Source organism: Planktothrix rubescens CCAP 1459/22, from assembly GCA_904830895.1.
GTDB classification, from domain to species: Bacteria; Cyanobacteriota; Cyanobacteriia; order Cyanobacteriales; family Microcoleaceae; genus Planktothrix; species Planktothrix agardhii.
Window position 1 is genome coordinate 3240001 of the sequence record LR882958.1, and the last position, 17299, is coordinate 3257299.

Genomic DNA, 17299 nt, shown 5'->3' on the forward strand with positions numbered 1-17299 from the left:
GGTTTCCCCAAATGGTGCCCGATTCTTCAGGAGGCGCTTGCTCTATCCACCTGAGCCACAGCCCCAAATTAACACTATTTCCATAATAGCATGATTGGTTGTCTAAATTTAACCAAACTATATATAGCAAGAGGCAATAGGGAATAGGCAATCTCGCTATAGGTAAATACTTACTGTGAGCAGCTTTTAGCTTTCAAGAATGTCCTAATAGATGTGGCGACTGCTATATATCGTGCTTGCGTAATTCCTGTCAATGCTTACTCGCTGATCGTGACAATCTCAAATCTCAGGTTGATAGTCAGGGAAAGCCTACTTTCAGAGGTAAGCATATTCAGGCCAAACTAATGAGTAAATTTGGTTAACTTGCTCTACAGCCAGCTATTGAAACGATTTAAACTTTAAGCCGAACAAAACCAGACCGAGATTAAACAACTCAGTCGGGTTCTAAAATCTGCCCAAAATCCATAGTAGGGTAAAATTATCAACAGTTTTGGCAAGTTCATTAAGAACTATAAAGTTGACATAGTTATGGAACCTCTCTATCAATACGCCTGGCTAATTCCCGTGTTGCCCCTATTAGGTGCGACCTTGGTTGGAGTCGGGCTAATTTCTTTCAACACCGCCACTAACAATTTGAGACAAGTTTGTTCAACCTTCCTGGTCTCAACGTTAGGGGCATCAATGGTCTTATCTTTTGCTCTGCTTTGGAGTCAACTCAACGGTCACGCTCCCTACACCTATATTATTGACTGGGCAGCGGCCGGAGACTTTAGACTAACAATGGGTTATACCATTGACCATCTGGCGGCGGTGATGCTGGCAATTGTGACAACGGTGGCTTTCCTAGTCATGATCTACACCGATGGTTACATGGCCCATGACCCCGGATATGTACGCTTTTATGCCTATCTGAGTTTATTTAGTTCTTCCATGTTAGGGCTAGTAATTTGCCCGAACTTAATTCAGGTTTATATTTTCTGGGAACTGGTGGGGATGTGTTCCTACCTATTAATTGGGTTTTGGTACGATCGCAAACCCGCCGCCGATGCTTGCCAGAAAGCCTTTGTCACCAACCGAGTTGGGGACTTTGGTTTACTCTTAGGGATTTTAGGCATCTATTGGGCCACCAATACCTTTGATTTTAGCCTCATGGGAGAACGGCTAGAACAAGCCGTAGAAACGGGTTCCCTCAGTGTCGCCTTAGCCACCTTATTAGGGGTATTGATTTTTCTTGGCCCCGTTGCTAAGTCGGCCCAATTCCCCCTCCATGTTTGGCTTCCCGACGCCATGGAAGGCCCGACCCCAATTTCTGCCTTAATTCACGCTGCCACGATGGTCGCCGCCGGGGTGTTTTTAGTCGCCCGGATGTACCCCGTGTTTGAGGGGTTGCCGATAGTGATGAATATTATTGCCTTTACTGGATGCTTTACGGCATTCTTGGGGGCCACTATCGCCCTAACCCAAAATGACATTAAAAAAGGGTTAGCCTATTCGACTATTTCCCAACTGGGTTACATGGTAATGGCGATGGGGGTGGGGGCCTACAGTGCCGGACTATTCCACCTGATGACCCACGCCTATTTTAAAGCCATGTTATTCCTGTGTTCGGGTTCAGTCATTCACGGCATGGAGTCTGTGGTTGGCCATGAACCTGTTTTAGCCCAGGATATGCGTCTGATGGGAGGTTTACGCAAATATATGCCCGTTACCTCCGCTTGTTTCCTGGTGGGAACTTTAGCAATTTGTGGTATTCCCCCCTTTGCTGGTTTCTGGTCAAAGGATGAAATTCTTAGTAATGCCTTTGCTGCTAACCCGATATTATGGTTAGTCGGTTGGTTAACGGCCGGAATGACTGCCTTCTATATGTTCCGAATGTATTTCATGACTTTTGAAGGCAAATTCCGAGGTAATGACACCACCATTCAACAAAACCTGTTAACGGAAGCTAATGGCCCCCAATTTGCCTTTGGCCCTGGGGCGATGAACCCGGACGAGTTAGCCCACGGCGACGATCACGGCCATAGCCACGATCCCCATGAGTCCCCAGTTACCATGATTTTACCGTTAATGGTATTAGCGGTTCCTTCGGTATTAATTGGGTTGGTGGGAACTCCATTTAATAATATTTTTGAACTGTTTATTCACGCCCCCGGGGAAAGTGTGAAACAAGTTCAAGACCATCTGGCGGAATTTGATTTAACGGAATTTTTAATTATGGGGGGAAGTTCCGTTGGTATTGCTTTGATAGGAATTAGTATTGCCTATTTGATGTATTTGGCGGGTAAAATTGACCCCGCCGCGATCGCTGCCAAATATCCAGCCCTTTACAATTTTTCCAAAAACAAATGGTATCTCGATGATATTAACGAAGTGCTATTTGTTCGAGGTAGTCGTCGGTTAGCCCGACAAGTTATGGAAGTAGACTATCGCGTTGTCGATGGTGCCGTTAACCTTACCGGGTTAGTCACCTTAGTCACGGGAGAAGGCTTAAAATACCTAGAAAATGGTCGCGCCCAATTCTACGCCCTGATTGTATTTGTAGCCGTTCTCGGCTTCGTTGTCTTCTCAGGAATTACTGGGTAAATTAATCAGTTAACAGTTATCAGTTAACAGTTATCAGTTAACAGTGGTTAGACGTGCTAACTGATTGTAGCTTAATTTTAATTCCTTCATTCAGTGCTTGATCTATGGAACATTTTCCTTGGCTAACAATAACCATCTTATTTCCAATTATCGCCGCCTTACTGCTCCCAATTATTCCAGATAAAGATGGAAAAACGGTGAGATGGTACGCTTTAATTGTGGGACTAATCAATTTTGCTATCCTCATTTATGCCTTTAATACGGGATACGATTTCCAGACCCCAGGTTTACAACTCGTAGAAAAATATACTTGGGTTCCCCAAATAGACTTAAATTGGTCGGTGGGGGCAGATGGGTTATCAATGCCCCTAATTATTCTGACAGGATTTATCACCACTTTAGCGACTTTAGCCGCTTGGCCTGTCACCCTAAAACCGAAATTATTCTATTTCCTGATGTTATTAATGTACGGCGGACAGATTGCTGTCTTTGCGGTACAGGATATGTTGTTGTTCTTTTTAGTCTGGGAATTAGAATTAGTTCCGGTTTACCTAATTCTATCAATTTGGGGTGGAAAAAAACGCCTCTATGCTGCTACCAAATTCATTCTTTATACAGCAGGAGGTTCGCTTTTTATCCTAGTTGGTGCTTTAGCAATGGCATTCTTTGGAGATACCGTCACCTTTGATATGCAGGCGATCGCAGCCAAACACTATCCCCTGAATTTACAACTGCTATTATATGGCGGTTTCCTAATAGCTTACGGGGTGAAATTACCAATTTTTCCCCTGCATACTTGGCTCCCCGATGCCCACGGAGAAGCCACCGCTCCCGCCCATATGTTACTAGCAGGAATTCTGTTAAAAATGGGGGGATATGCGTTACTAAGAATGAACGTCGGAATGTTACCCGATGCCCATGCGACTTTTGCTCCAATTTTAGTAATTTTAGGGGTGGTTAATATTGTCTATGCCGCCTTCACTTCTTTTGCCCAAAGAAACCTGAAACGGAAAATCGCCTATTCTTCAATTTCCCACATGGGTTTTGTATTAATTGGGATGGCGTCCTTAGCATTGCCGGGGATGAGTGGATTTGTGGCCGAGTTAATGGTATTTATTGGGTTTGCCACCAGTGATGCCTATAACTCGACATTTAAAGTGATCGTGATTTTATTAGCAGCCGTTGGAGTGATTTTAACTCCGATTTATCTGCTCTCAATGTTGCGTGAAATTCTCTACGGCCCCGAAAATAAAGAGTTAGTAGAACATGAAAAATTGGTGGATGCTGAACCGCGAGAAGTGTTCATCATTGCCTGTTTATTAGTGCCGATTATTGGTATTGGGTTATATCCGAAAATATTAACCCAAATGTATGATTCTACAACCACACAGTTAACGGCATTAATCCGTCATTCTGTACCAACTTTAGCGCAAAAGCCAGAAGTTAAACCGAGTAAATGGAAATTCCTATCTGTGACCGCGCCTAAAATTGGCAATTAGTTAGTGATCAAATATTAGTGATTTCATAAACCTGATTTCTTCAAGAAATCGGGTTTCTTTTTATGTGTTATAGCGCTACGCACTCTTATAGCAGGTCGCGCTGGCTGGTTTACGATGGTCAAGCCTTAAATGTTACCACCAAGACACAAAGACACAAAGAAGTTGTCAACATTAACCTGCTCATTGATATAACTCTTGTCCCGTTGTCTCAACAACGTATAATTATAAGCGATGCTTAAACAATAATTTGAGGCTAAAGTTATGCCTGAGAATTCATCGATAATTAGTATATCTACTGAAATCATGGGAGGAACTCCAGTATTTCTAGGGACAAGAGTTCCCATACAAACGCTATTTGACTATTTAGAAGCAGGAGAGTCTATTGATGATTTTTTAGAGGGATTTCCAACTGTTAGTAGAGAACAAATTATTGCGCTGTTGGAAGAAGCTAAAAAACAACTGTTTAGCAGGATTGCTATAGTAAGCTTTGCGGTAATGGTAACTCGCTTTTTATTTCAACCCTTCTAATAGTTTAATTTTAGCTAAACAGTTACTCTAAACCAAACGTAACCATCTTTCTTCCTGTTCATCTCGTCGGGTAAAACCACGATTAGAAAAAGAGATACAAACAGGCTTTTTAGTATCACAATGTACAAAGTTATATACCCAACTAGCTCCTGTCCACCGTCTTTCATCAACTTCATAGATGGTTCTTAAACTTTTGGGATCATAAACACCAACTTTTTGACCTTTGGAGAATTTCGGCTTGTCCATTATTCTACCTCCTTCAATCTCAATAAAAATAATAAAATAGGATCAGGGTTAGTTTTATTATAACCGATCGCTCCTCATCTAACAAAAAAAGTTAAACTATACAAGACATGAGCGTTGAGAGGTGTTTTTTTATGAATCCTCAGTTATCTCAAAGAGAGTCAAGTGATTTAACTCTTTATGACCAAGATTATTATTTATGGATTGATAAAACTGTAGAACAGTTAAGTAACAACCAATTTCAAGATATTGATCTTCAAAATTTAATTGCCGAGTTAGAAAGTATGGGGAGGAGTGAGAAACGCTCTGTTCAAAGTAATTTAACAGTTTTGTTAATGCACTTACTTAAATATAAATATCAACCGAATAAACGATCTCGAAGCTGGAGGAGTACAATTGTTGAGCATCGACGACGTTTATTAATTTTGTTTAAAGATAGCCCTAGTTTAAGGGGATATGGTCAAGAAATATTTGCAGAATGTTATCAAGATGCGCGTCAGGACGGGGCAACGGAAACTCAATTAAAAATTAGTGTTTTCCCTGATGAATGTCCGTTTAATTTAGAAGTAGTTTTGAAAGTTGATTATTTGGCTGTTGAAGAATAAGCGATCGCATTTTAACTCAACGGATTGAGAAATAGGACAGATAACAGAATAAAAATGATAAAATATCCTTAACTATGCCTGTATTATATTAATATGACTCTAACAGAATTCCAAACTCAACTTTTGTCTCTTACTCTAATTGAAAAAGCGGAACTCATTCAAGCTTTAACTCAGACTTTAAGCAATGGTTCACGGGGTATTATTAAAACCCCTGGGGTAATGGGTGGAGATGCTTGTATTGCTAATACCAGGCTTCCGGTTTGGCTATTTGTGAGTTTACGCCGTCAAGGTGCGACGGATGCAGAAATTTTGCAATTATATCCCCATCTAACGGCGGCTGATTTGTTGAATATTTGGGTTTATGCAGAGGCGTATTCTGAAGAAATTGAACAAGCATTAAAAGAACAAGAAGAATAAATGTAGTAGAGAGTTGAGCAATGGCTAATCTTTATGCAAGGGATGTATTTGCAGCCTACAAAGCCAGTTTAGGCTTGATTTGGGCTTAATTTTTGTTTAAGTTTCATTAGGACTTCCCCAAATTACGGTTTCATGTTTATAAATAACCATCCCAGGTTTAGCCCCTTTAGGTTTATAAACGTGCTTAGGTTTAGTATAAATAACCGGAACTTGTTCACTATTTCTAGCCCGACTATAATAGGCTGCTAAATTAGCCGTAAACTGTAAATCAATATCATCAGCAACCTGTCCGGGATTTAATCTTAATAATACATGACTTCCGGGGATTTCTTGAGTATGAAACCATAAATCATAATCCGTTGCTAGTTTAAAGGTTAACTGATCATTTTGACGATTATTTCTGCCAATTATAACCTCAATCTGATTCGGGGTTTGATAGCGATGGAATTGTGTTGATAAAGTAGAATTAGGACTACGATAATTAGGAATATTAATATAACCTTGTTGAATTAATTCCTCTCGAATTTCGGCTAAGGTTTGTAAATCTTCGGCGGTTTGATAGGTTTCAACTAAACTAATCGCTGACTCGACTTGTTCTAAATAGTTAATTTCGGTTTTAACTGCATTTAGTAGGGGTTCAACGGCTATTCTCGCTCGTTTTAACTTTTGATGTCGTTTATATAAACTTTGAGCGTTTTGGACGGCATTACTCTCTGGATTTAAGGGTATTTTAACAGGTTCTCCCGTCTCAAAATCAGGTAACTTAATCTCCTTCATTCCCGGTTTCCATTCGTGCAGAAATGCCATTAATAAATCCGCTTTTGCCCGATAATCGTCAGCTTCATCTGATTGTTGTAACCTTTGAATAAATTGATCTGCTTTAACTTGTAGTTTCTTTAAAACACTATTAAGTTTTTGACTAACTTGATGGCGCAGTTGGTTAAATTCCTGTTGATTTAACTCATTTGTATAATAAGTATTAATTAAAATTTGAACCGATTTAACTTCAGAAATAATTTCTAAATTCCAAGGAATAATATCATAACCTTTTGTGGTATTATAAGGAATAAAACTATTATTTTCTAAGGTTTTTAGCCAAATTTGCCAACTTTGAAATAACCGATGCCAGTCTTCTGAATTTAACGTATTTGTGGGTTGAGTTGGATCTAAACTCGCGGCTTCAATCATTGCTTGAACTAACCCAGAACTTAAACCACGATAGTTTTTTAATAGTTGTTGTTTTAACGCACTGGGAATTAAACTCACCCGCTCTTGCCAAAGGGATTGATCTTGATTTAAACTCGGAATTGGTTCGGTTAATTTAGGCGGGAGTTCATAGAATTGATTCGTTAAAATCGGTCGAACACTCGACTGTTGTAGATTCACTTGATGGGCGGCCGTCACAATAATATTGTCCGATCCCGTTAAAATAATATTACTATATTTCCCCATAATTTCCACATACAAATGCCAGAGGGGATCATCCCCTGGACGTTGGGCAAATTGCAGATCTAAAACTCTTTCCCATGGGTCAAATTGCCGAATTTCAACTAATGCTAATCCCGCCAATTGATGACGGAGTTGATCACTAAAAGTAAAGGTATCAGGAATGCGAGGAGGAGGATCACCGATGCAAATTCTGGCGGCTTGGGGATGGCAAGAAATATCCAGCCAGCCTCGACTTTTTAGGGTGCGTAAGCCCAAAGAAATGGTAAAGCGATCGCGTTGATACACCTGTTCTAACCGCGATGGAAGCCAGTCTTGTCGCAGTTCACAACAGCTTGCGATTAATGTTGTTAAATCAAAAGATTGCATAATATTTGTCCGATCGCCTTAACCTTTCCCCATTGTCTCATTATTTTTACCCACCTGACCTAATATTTCTAAATCAGATGGTTTGGGAGAAACATCTCTCGGTTTAACCCGTTAAACTTTTCCCTGATTTAAATAAAATTGAAACCGTTGCTGCATTTGTTCTATGGTTAGTTTTTGTGTCCAATATTCCACTAAAGCATGACCAAATGCCCAAGCATTTTTTTCCGAGGGATTGGGATTTTCTAATAGTAACGGCCAGAGAATTAGTAAATCAAAATTCATCGGATCAGACTCTCCTGAATTTAATAATAAAAACAAGTCATAGGCCATCTGTAATTTCCCAATCACCACGGGCAATTGTTCGACGGGAATTTTTTCTGCGAGTAATAATGCTAAAGTCGGAGATCCTGTGGCTAAGGTGGAAATAAAACTCAGAATTGGACTTTTTAATAAAGCCGCTAATCCTTGAGTTGTTGCCATTTGAAAGGTATAATGATCAATTATTTTAGCCGTTGCTAAAATCTGGGCTTCTTGATTTTGTAAAAATCGAGCTAAACGTATTTGTTTGGCGGGATTAATCGTTTCTAAAATAGCAATTGATAACCTATCTACTCCCCAAGGTTGGCGCTGGGTTTGACTATCTTGGGTAACAATTGGTAAGACGCGATCGCAATATTCTCCTAACTGTTCTAATCGGTATTCTGTGGCTTCTCGAATTGATTTTTCCTTGGGACGATTTCCCCATTGCCAATCATAGGGCGGTTGCCATTCGCGGATAGGACGTAAGCGATCAACTTGGGTAACAATTGTAATAATAGGTAACTCTAATTGCTGCTGTTTAATCTCGCGTAAAAAATCCACATCCATCTGCAAAGCTGGGTCAAGGGCAGGAGTAACTAATAATAATAAATCAGCGTTAGTTGCATATTCTAAAACCTGTTCTCGTAACTCAGGATGATGCACCTGTTCATAACCCGGAGTATCCCATAAATTGAGGCTTTCTCCGATGTCGGTTTGCCATTGATAATTTTGAATCTGATCGGTACTGGGTAAGACATCAACGACGGCTTGATCCATTTTAAATAGGGTATTGATCAAACTACTTTTTCCTGCCCCTGTACGTCCAACTAAGAGTAAATTAACGGGTTTTTGTTCTAAGGTTTTAACGGGTTCTGTTGTTGTTAAAATATCCCTAATAGTTTGGGTTTTTGCTTGGGGAAAGGAAAGATTATTAACCGAAAATTCCGTTACGGGTAAAGTGTCTCCACCATAAAGAGCGATCGCTTGACAACACAAATTTCTCAAAGCCACTTCTCGCAAAGATTGACCCAAATTACCTAACAATTGTTGTGTGGCTTGATTGGTAGTTTTTTGAGTCGAAACTCGTGCTAAAGCCGATACTGGATTTAACAGCCATTGCGCCCAATTCCAAACTTTTAAAAGTTTACGAGCCGAGGGTTCTAATTTCTGATAAACTTGATAAGTTTGATAGGCTTGTCCAACGGTAACTTGATTTAATGCTGGAGATAATTTTTGGATTAATTGATCTAAATCATCCATAGTTCCCCGGATTAATTGATAGGCTTGGGGAATATAAATACTCAAAAGAGGATATTTAACTTCAGGATGATAAATATTAGCAACAGTTGTCACTACATCTTGACAGCGTTTCCAAAAAATTGAACTTTCTTCCCAAATTGGCGGATCATTCTGGGCTGCTTTTAAAATTTCTTGTAAGGCTGTTTCGACTTGAGTAATATTGGGATTTGTAGCAGGTTCTAATCTCGATTGATCTAAGGATAATTCTAGTTCTTGATTAAATTTAGCGGTGATAGTTTCCATCTCTTTAAGCATCGGTTTAGTCCATCGGACTAATAGCCAACGCCAACCCACAAAAATCAGGGTAAATACCGCCCAAATCCAATTAATTCCCCAATTATGAATCGTGACCCCCGCCGCCGTTAGCAAAAAAATCACAATCATTGCCATCGGTGTGATCAATACCATCCATTGCCATAGTTTGAGTCTAATCATCGTTGCTTCCTCAAAATTTACAGACTATTTTTAAAGATAGATCATTTAATTAGAATTTAACCGATCAAGAAAGTGCGATTGTAAGTTAACAAGATCCGCTAAAATGTTAACGTTGGCTAAAATTGAGTCGTTCTAATGGATAATTTACCCCCAAATTCTCAGGATAGTGCTTTTTGGCACCGGATTCACACTAATGGTTTAGTGCGGTTTTTATTATTTTTTGCCTCTGGATGGGCATTAATTATGATTTTTAACTATTTTGAAAGTATCTTTTTTACTTTTATCTTAGCCGCTATTTTTGCCTTCCTTCTCAACTATCCTGTGCGATATTTAGAACGCTATTTAGGTCGAGGATTTGCGTTAGGAATTGTCATATTTCTCAGTCTATTTATGGTTGTTGCGACCGGATTAGCCTTGGGAACTATGTTTTTTAATCAATTTCAACAACTTCTTAACCTTATCATCCAAAGTTTAACATCAACAGATAATCCTTTTGACGACTTACAAAAGTTTTTAACATATCGTAAAATTAATGTTAATCTCGCTCCCCTAGAAGCTGAATTTAATAAATCTTTAGTGGCACTAGGCAGTATTCTTGTCGGTACTTTTTCTTCTTTACCGAATGCGTTCATTTCATTTGTAATTATCTTTGTGATTTCCTTTTTTATGCTGATTGATGGGGAAAGGCTATGGTTTTTACTATTAAAAATTATTCCTTATGACCATCGTAATCAGTTTTCTTTAGCTGTTCAAAGAAGTTTTTTAGGTTTTTTTAGAGGTCAACTTTTACTCTCGGTTTTCTTGGGAACATCTAGTTTTATCGTTTATAGTATCCTGGGAATACCTTTCTCTTTGTCTTTAGCTATTATTGTCAGCTTATTTGATTTCATCCCAGGAATTGGGGCAACTTTAGGAATTTTAACAATCAGTTTAATTATTTTAATTCAAAGTGGTTGGTTTGTGATGTTAAAAGTAGTGGTTGCTAGTGTGATTTTACAACAAATTCAGGACAATTTTATTGGCCCTAAAATCATGCAAAGTTCTGTTAATATTAACCCTGTGGTTTTGTTTTTTTCGTTAATGATTGGGGCTAGAATTGCTGGAATTTTAGGCGTATTTCTATCCGTTCCCATTGCGGGCGTGATTGTTAATTTATTAGATATTGAAGAAATGCAATCTAAAGAGGGAAGTAAGGATGATCTTGAAGTTTAATCTTGACCTAACAACCCGGTTTATTAATAAGTTCTTCCTTTCCAACCTCCTCCTTTTCCTCGCCAATATCTCAAGGCTGAATCTAAAGTCATTAAGGCATATAAAAATCCAATAAATGGTAAAGTTAATCCCCAAATAGGAGAAAGTTTATATAGTTTTAATGTGGGATAATAGGCAATTTCCATTAATAGCCCCGTTAATAAAGCTAAAAGGATAACTAAGCCATTTCCATGAACAATTCCCCAAATTAAACTTAAAGGTGACATTAAATAAATCAGAATCATCCCTATTAGGGTTAATCCTAATAAAATAGTAGAAAAATTCAGTTGACTAAATGCTGTTCTGGCTACCATATCCCAAATACTTGATAAATTAGGATAGGGTCTTAAACTCTGGGTTGTTTCTGTTAACCCTAACCAAATCGGATGATAGGATTTTGAGGTAAAAGGAAAGATAAAACTCCCCATAGAAAACCCCTGATTTACAGTAGTAAATAACTGATCTTCCCCCCCATTACTAAGGGGGGTTGGGGGGTTATTCTTCACCGCTTGTGCTAAGGAACAATCATCAATTAATGCTTGTTTTAATATTGCTAAACCACCAATTCTAGTTAATGCTTCCTGATGAATTAAAATACATCCTCCCGCCGCCGCCGCTAGTTGACTTTGGGGATGATTTACCCAACGAAAAGGATACAATTTTTGAAAGAAAAATACAAAAGCAGGAATTAATAACTTTTCCCAAAAACTCTGACAACGTAATAAAACCATTAAGGAAACTAACTGTAATTTTTCGGTTTCAGCTTTTTCAACTAATTGCTTTAAATTATTAGGAGAATGTTCAATATCAGCATCGGTAAATAAAATATATTGGGGGATATAATTTAACATAGAAGTATATTTAATTCCCTGTTCCATCGCCCAAAGTTTCCCCGTCCATCCCGCAGGTAAAGGTTGAGAGGTAATAATATTTAACCTGTCTGTTTGATTTAATAATTCAGCAGTTTCTTGGGCAATATTTGCTGTATTATCACTACTTTGATCATCAACTAAAATAATAGAAAATGAACCAGGATAATTTTGATTAAGAAGCGATCGCAAACTGGTAGAAATTAAATCTGCTTCATTTCTTGCTGGTACAATTACAGCAACGGAAGGATAATTTAATAAAGGTTCTTTAACCTCAAAAAGCCGTTGATCTCCTCGCCAAAATTGCCCTCGAAACATTAATAACACAATCCATATTATTAACGATAATAGCGTTAAAATTGAAATTAAATTTTCCATTTCAAAATCAATAAATACTCACGGTTTTTAACTGTATCGGTTGCTTGGATAAATAGGAATACAATACATCAGGATCTAAGTCAGCACCGCTATCCCAATAAACAGTTCCCCACTCGCTAGAAAGTTTAACTTGATTAAAATAATCAGGATTTTTTAGAGGTTCAAATACCCCTGTAAACTGAACGAGTTTAGACACATCAATTACCCCTTCTACTCCATCTTCAAAACGAAGTCTTAGCTGGTAATTTATTAATGGATGAACTTCAACAATATCTTTAAGCATGATTTACTCCAGGGGTTCAATTTTATTCAAAATTAGATTTTGTCTGGCTAATTCCCAATTAGCGAGTAGTTCGTTCTGGTATAATGCTGTCCATTCTTGAATTAATTTTAGCAGTCTGGGGGAAAGATTTCCTGCTAATATTTCTCCAGTTTGAATGCTGATCAATGCCTTCTGTTGACCATAGCGAACATGAAAATGAGGGGGAGGATGATCGTTATAGTACATAGTAATTACAGCCCCAAAAAATCGGCTAATTTCTGGCATAAACACCTTCTCGATAACAACATTAAATCGGCAGTAAACAGAAAATTACAAAATTAGCTTTAAAATTCATTATATCATAAAATTATGATTGATTCAATAAAAAACATGATAGAATATCTATAACTAATTAAAAAAATGATATCATCAAAAACAATAGCAGGAGTTAAACAGATAACAATGGAAATAGAAAATCAAGTCTCTGTAAATCAATTAAAAGATGCGATCGCAGCCAGCCAAAACTTTCTATTCTCTCAACAATATCCCGAAGGTTATTGGTGGGCGGAATTACAATCTAATGTCACAATTATATCAGAAGTTATCCTCTTACACAAGATTTGGGGAACCGATAAAACTCGCCCTTTATATAAAGCTGAAACCTATTTACGTTCCCAACAACGAGATCATGGCGGTTGGGAATTATTCTATGGGGATGGAGGAGAACTAAGTACCACCGTTGAAGCATATATGGCGTTAAAAATATTAGGGGTATCTGAAACAGATTCTGCCTTAATTAAAGCCAAACAATTTATTTTAGAACAGGGTGGAATTACCAAAACTCGGATTTTTACTAAGCTACATTTAGCCTTGATTGGATGTTATGACTGGCGCGGGATTCCCTCAATTCCCCCTTGGATTATGTTGTTACCCGAAGGTTCACCTTTTACCATCTATGAAATGTCTAGTTGGGCGAGAAGTAGTACAGTTCCTTTATTAATTGTATTTGATAAAAAGCCAGTTTTTAGGTTTAATTCTAGTCTAAATTTAGATGAATTATATGTAGAAGGACGAGAAAATGCTATTTTTGAATTACCTAAAAATAATGATTGGACAGATATTTTTTTAGGCTTAGATCAGATTTTTAAATTTGCCGAACTTTTTAATGTTGTCCCCTTACGAGAACAGGGATTAAAAGCAGCAGAAAAATGGATTTTAGAACGACAAGAAATTACCGGAGATTGGGCAGGAATTATCCCGGCAATGTTAAATTCTTTATTGGCGTTAAAATGCTTAAATTATCCGGTATCTGATCCGATTGTTCAACGGGGTTTAGAAGCCATAGATAATTTTGCGATAGAAACAGAAGAAAGTTATCGAATGCAAGCCTGTGTGTCTCCAGTTTGGGATACAGCTTGGGTTGTTCGAGCTTTAATTGAATCAGGAATTGACCCAAATAATGCTGATATAGTCAAAAGTTCAAAATGGTTAATTCGTCAACAAATTTTAGATTATGGAGATTGGAATATTAAAAATAAACAGGGAAAACCTGGGGGATGGGCGTTTGAATTTGCGAATAAATTTTATCCTGATTTAGATGATTCTGCCGTTGTAGTAATGGCATTAAATCAAGCTAAAATTACCGATGAACCCTTGAAAACAGCAACAATAATTAGAGGAATTGATTGGATGATCTCAATGCAGTGTAAAGCCGGAGGTTGGGCGGCTTTTGATATTGATAATGATCAAGATTGGATTAATGCGGTTCCCTATGGGGATTTAAAAGCCATGATTGATCCAAATACGGCGGATGTTACCGCTAGAGTGATTGAAATGTTAGGGGAATTAGATCCTAATTCTTCAGAATTTCAATTGAAAATTCAATCTTTAAAACCCTCAATTGAACGGGCAATTTCCTATTTAAAACAGGAACAAGAAACCGATGGGAGTTGGTTCGGACGTTGGGGAGTTAATTATATTTATGGAACCAGTGGAGTATTATCAGCTTTAGCGGTAATTAATCCTATTTATAAAAATTGGGGTTATACTTCTCTAAACCCCTTAATGGAACGGGGGACAAATTGGTTAGTTAGTTGTCAAAATATTGATGGGGGTTGGGGGGAAACCTGCCATAGTTATAATGATACCAAATTGAAAGGAAAAGGGGTTAGTACCGCCTCACAAACGGCTTGGGCGTTAATTGGTTTAATGGCAACGGGATGTTATGAAATGGAGGTGATTCAAAGGGGAATTAACTATTTAATTTCAATACAACTTTCCGATGGTCGCTGGGATGAGTCGGAATTTACGGGAACTGGATTTCCGGGTCATTTCTATATAAAATATCATTACTATCAACATTATTTTCCGTTATTGGCATTAGGTCGTTATCAAAAGTTGCAACAACTTTAACCTAACTTTGGGTGGGTTTTACCCCATCCCAACTTTAATGTTTGTCAACAGTGGATTCAGGGCTTATAATTTTTGGAATTAGGGCTAAAGCCCAACAACGTTATAATTTTAATTAAACATGGGTAATCGAGAAAAAGTTATTGTTTCATTGGGTGTGATTGTATCAATTACATCTTTAGTAATTGGGATGGCTAGAACAGCTACAGTGTCGGAAAAAACCAGGGTGAAACCGGATTATGAACGATTAGCTCATTTATTATCAGCAAAACAATTCACTAAAGCTGAACTACAAACCTATAGAATCATGCTGTTAGCTTTAGGAAAAAATCCTAAATATTCTGATCCCATTGAGTTAAAAAAACGAGATATTGCTAAACTTCCCTGTGAAGATTTAAGTAAAATAGAAAAAATTTGGCATCCTTATACCCAGGGAACTATTCATTTTAGAAATAAAATTATGAGTTGGCAGAATGATCAACAAAATTTAAGTTCTGCAATTATTTCTCGATTGGATATTTGTAGAATTGAAGATATCAAAAATTCTACTGCTCTGAATCAATAGGATATTTAAGTTTGCTTAATTTTTGTAACAAATGGAGATTAAATTGGTAAAAATTGAGAATCTAAGGTTTGTTCTAAGGTATAGGGACAAACTTCGGGAAAGATTTGTTCATCGAGTTTTGTTTCTCGAATAGCTAAGGCTAATCCTAATTCATAAGCATCGGGTAAAACTGGATTCAAATAGGATTTTAAACTGGGACTATCTTGTAATAAAAACTTAATTTGTACTCGTTGTTCTCGAATTGTTCCTAACCAGCTATTCGTTCGTTTATCAGGTTGAAATTGCCATTTTAATAAATGTCCTAAGAGAATCCCTAATCTATTTCTCAGTTCTTGCCGTTCTTTTCGTCCCAAAGCTTCTATTTCCTCAATTAAATTTAGATGATCTAACTGTTGCCATTGTTTAGTTTTAAGCAAATTAACTTGATTTTGAATCCAACCATAAAAATCGGTTTCATATAAATCTGTCATATTTCCTCCTTTATTTTGATAAATTGATCCCTTTAAATCTTTCTTTTGCTGTTTTGAATGCTTCGTCCATAACAACTTGAATTTTTTGCGGATCAGGTTTTTTTCCTCCCATTAAATCCCCGAAATAAACACAAGCTCCTTCCCCTAATGCCCAAGTATAAGCAGCAGCCCAAGACGCAGCAATAACACTACCAAAACCGGGGATAAATTTAATTAATTCTCGACCGATCATTTGGGCAAAAAACCCTCCAGCGATCGCACTAACTAAACCTCCAGCTTGAGAAATATTTAAGGTTTTTCCATAGAGATTTCCTAATAACACCACTAGAGAAACTTGTACGGCTGTTAAGACAGGCATAGTAGCAAAAGGAAGGGGAACTACTGCAACGGTTGCCGCCATAATACTAAAAGCTAAAATATAGCGTCGCCCCACATCTCGATAGATGTTTCCCAGTTGATTATTAACCTCTCCATTTAATAATTCATGAATCATTCTAGCTTCGGCTTCAGGAAGCAAATCAGCTAAGGTATCCCGTAGAGATTCTAAGCCATAAAATACAGGATTATAACCATCTTCTTCTAGGGTAAAATCAATTAAAACCGCCTGATCATACAACCCTTTAAACGCTATTTTTAAGGCTTCAAAAGCTCTGCTAATATCCTCAAAATCTGGGGGATAAATGGGATGATTTTCGGTTTGGGGCGGATAAATTTCATGCAAGCAAGTAATTGCTAATAGACAGGGAATATGGGGATAGTTTTTGCGTAAACTTTCGGCAATTATGCGGAGGGTATCGGTAGCAAAATCGTTAATTTTAACGGTTAAAATTAAAACCCTAGCTCCTTGACTTTCTTTCTGCAAATCGCCGATTAATTCTTCAATTATGATAGAAGTATCTTGGTTAATATCTCCTAAACCCACGGTATCTTTAAAAATTAGCAAAGGTAAATCATTAGACGGATAAGCATAACGTTCTGTATTTTGAGTATGGGGACGAAATCCTTGACCAATAATTTCCGATGAAACCCCCGTTAACCCTCTAACAATTGAACTTTTTCCCGCTTGAGGTTTACCAATTAATAAAGCTTCTGTCGTGGGAAGTTCTGCCCGAATTGTTGCTAAAATCTCAGCAATTTGTGTCTCATTGACATTAAACCATTGGACAAAGGTTTTAGAGATTCGGTCAGTGGGGAATAGTCTTTTTAATTGTTGGGTTGTCCGATGCCAACCCCCTTTTATCCTAGGGAGATTAGCTGATGTCGGTTGATTAGAGGGTGGGGTCTCCGGGGTTTCAGTCATAGGTCGAGTCTGATATTTACTAAATAGAGCTAATCGGTTTAATATTAATAGTATGCTAATGGTAGCGTACT

Annotated in this window: 16 protein-coding genes; 8 read left to right on the top strand and 8 right to left on the bottom strand. The window is 37.7% G+C overall.

Annotated elements, in window-relative coordinates; translation table 11 throughout:
• The first annotated feature begins 528 nt into the window (after positions 1–528).
• The 3 genes from NMG86_RS15175 (at position 529) to NMG86_RS15185 (ending at position 4610) form a co-directional block, all read left to right on the top strand.
• Positions 529–2583 (top strand): NAD(P)H-quinone oxidoreductase subunit 5, encoded by a 2055-nt coding sequence (locus NMG86_RS15175; RefSeq protein ID WP_026786264.1) that lies wholly within the window; start codon positions 529–531, stop codon positions 2581–2583.
• Positions 2584–2687: 104 nt separating this feature from the next.
• The gene (locus NMG86_RS15180) at positions 2688–4082 is read left to right on the top strand and encodes an NADH-quinone oxidoreductase subunit M (RefSeq protein WP_087882152.1); all 1395 of its coding nucleotides are present in this window, start codon (positions 2688–2690) and stop codon (positions 4080–4082) included.
• Positions 4083–4343: 261 nt separating this feature from the next.
• The gene (locus NMG86_RS15185; RefSeq protein ID WP_043938578.1) at positions 4344–4610 is read left to right on the top strand and encodes a DUF433 domain-containing protein; all 267 of its coding nucleotides are present in this window, start codon (positions 4344–4346) and stop codon (positions 4608–4610) included.
• A gap of 27 nt (positions 4611–4637) precedes the next feature.
• On the opposite strand, the gene NMG86_RS15190 is transcribed toward NMG86_RS15185, so the two are convergent.
• Positions 4638–4856 (bottom strand): hypothetical protein, encoded by a 219-nt coding sequence (locus NMG86_RS15190; protein ID WP_026797977.1) that lies wholly within the window; start codon positions 4854–4856, stop codon positions 4638–4640.
• Between the two features lie 131 nt (positions 4857–4987).
• Here NMG86_RS15190 and NMG86_RS15195 point away from each other — a divergent pair, with 131 nt between their 5' ends.
• Both NMG86_RS15195 and NMG86_RS15200 read left to right on the top strand, forming a co-directional pair.
• On the top strand, positions 4988–5458 hold the full coding sequence (locus NMG86_RS15195) for a DUF29 domain-containing protein (protein ID WP_026797978.1): 471 nt from the start codon (positions 4988–4990) through the stop codon (positions 5456–5458).
• A gap of 93 nt (positions 5459–5551) precedes the next feature.
• Positions 5552–5875 (top strand): DUF433 domain-containing protein, encoded by a 324-nt coding sequence (locus tag NMG86_RS15200; RefSeq protein ID WP_026797979.1) that lies wholly within the window; start codon positions 5552–5554, stop codon positions 5873–5875.
• A 96-nt stretch (positions 5876–5971) separates the two neighbouring features.
• On the opposite strand, the gene NMG86_RS15205 is transcribed toward NMG86_RS15200, so the two are convergent.
• Together NMG86_RS15205 and NMG86_RS15210 are read right to left on the bottom strand one after the other, a co-directional pair.
• Positions 5972–7690, bottom strand: coding sequence for an Rqc2 family fibronectin-binding protein (locus NMG86_RS15205; RefSeq protein WP_026786258.1), 1719 nt, complete (start codon positions 7688–7690; stop codon positions 5972–5974).
• Between the two features lie 111 nt (positions 7691–7801).
• Positions 7802–9724 (bottom strand): GTPase family protein, encoded by a 1923-nt coding sequence (locus tag NMG86_RS15210; protein ID WP_026797980.1) that lies wholly within the window; start codon positions 9722–9724, stop codon positions 7802–7804.
• A gap of 135 nt (positions 9725–9859) precedes the next feature.
• Between NMG86_RS15210 and NMG86_RS15215 the strand changes: the two genes are divergently transcribed.
• Entirely contained in the window at positions 9860–10936 is a 1077-nt protein-coding gene (locus NMG86_RS15215) for an AI-2E family transporter (protein WP_026786256.1), read from the top strand.
• A 23-nt stretch (positions 10937–10959) separates the two neighbouring features.
• Here the strand turns inward: NMG86_RS15215 and NMG86_RS15220 are convergent, their stop codons facing one another.
• Genes NMG86_RS15220 through NMG86_RS15230 form a run of 3 tightly spaced genes read right to left on the bottom strand, consistent with a single transcriptional unit; the run spans position 10960 to position 12769 of the window.
• Positions 10960–12222, bottom strand: a complete 1263-nt coding sequence (locus NMG86_RS15220) for a glycosyltransferase (RefSeq protein ID WP_026797981.1) — start codon at positions 12220–12222, stop codon at positions 10960–10962.
• Between the two features lie 7 nt (positions 12223–12229).
• Positions 12230–12505, bottom strand: a complete 276-nt coding sequence (locus tag NMG86_RS15225; RefSeq protein ID WP_026786254.1) for a DUF2442 domain-containing protein — start codon at positions 12503–12505, stop codon at positions 12230–12232.
• 3 nt (positions 12506–12508) lie between these two features.
• Positions 12509–12769: a DUF4160 domain-containing protein gene (locus NMG86_RS15230; RefSeq protein WP_026786253.1), complete on the bottom strand. Its 261-nt coding sequence runs from the start codon at positions 12767–12769 to the stop codon at positions 12509–12511.
• A 135-nt stretch (positions 12770–12904) separates the two neighbouring features.
• On the opposite strand from NMG86_RS15230, the gene shc reads away from it, so the two are divergent.
• Positions 12905–14896 (top strand): squalene--hopene cyclase, encoded by a 1992-nt coding sequence (gene shc / locus NMG86_RS15235; protein WP_306439088.1) that lies wholly within the window; start codon positions 12905–12907, stop codon positions 14894–14896.
• 118 nt (positions 14897–15014) lie between these two features.
• Positions 15015–15458, top strand: a complete 444-nt coding sequence (locus NMG86_RS15240) for a GUN4 domain-containing protein (RefSeq protein WP_052331034.1) — start codon at positions 15015–15017, stop codon at positions 15456–15458.
• A gap of 38 nt (positions 15459–15496) precedes the next feature.
• On the opposite strand, the gene NMG86_RS15245 is transcribed toward NMG86_RS15240, so the two are convergent.
• Together NMG86_RS15245 and NMG86_RS15250 are read right to left on the bottom strand one after the other, a co-directional pair.
• Complete coding sequence (locus NMG86_RS15245; RefSeq protein ID WP_026786251.1) at positions 15497–15928, bottom strand: DUF29 domain-containing protein; 432 nt, start codon at positions 15926–15928, stop codon at positions 15497–15499.
• 10 nt (positions 15929–15938) lie between these two features.
• Positions 15939–17228, bottom strand: a complete 1290-nt coding sequence (locus NMG86_RS15250) for a YcjF family protein (RefSeq protein ID WP_026786250.1) — start codon at positions 17226–17228, stop codon at positions 15939–15941.
• Positions 17229–17299 lie beyond the last annotated feature (71 nt).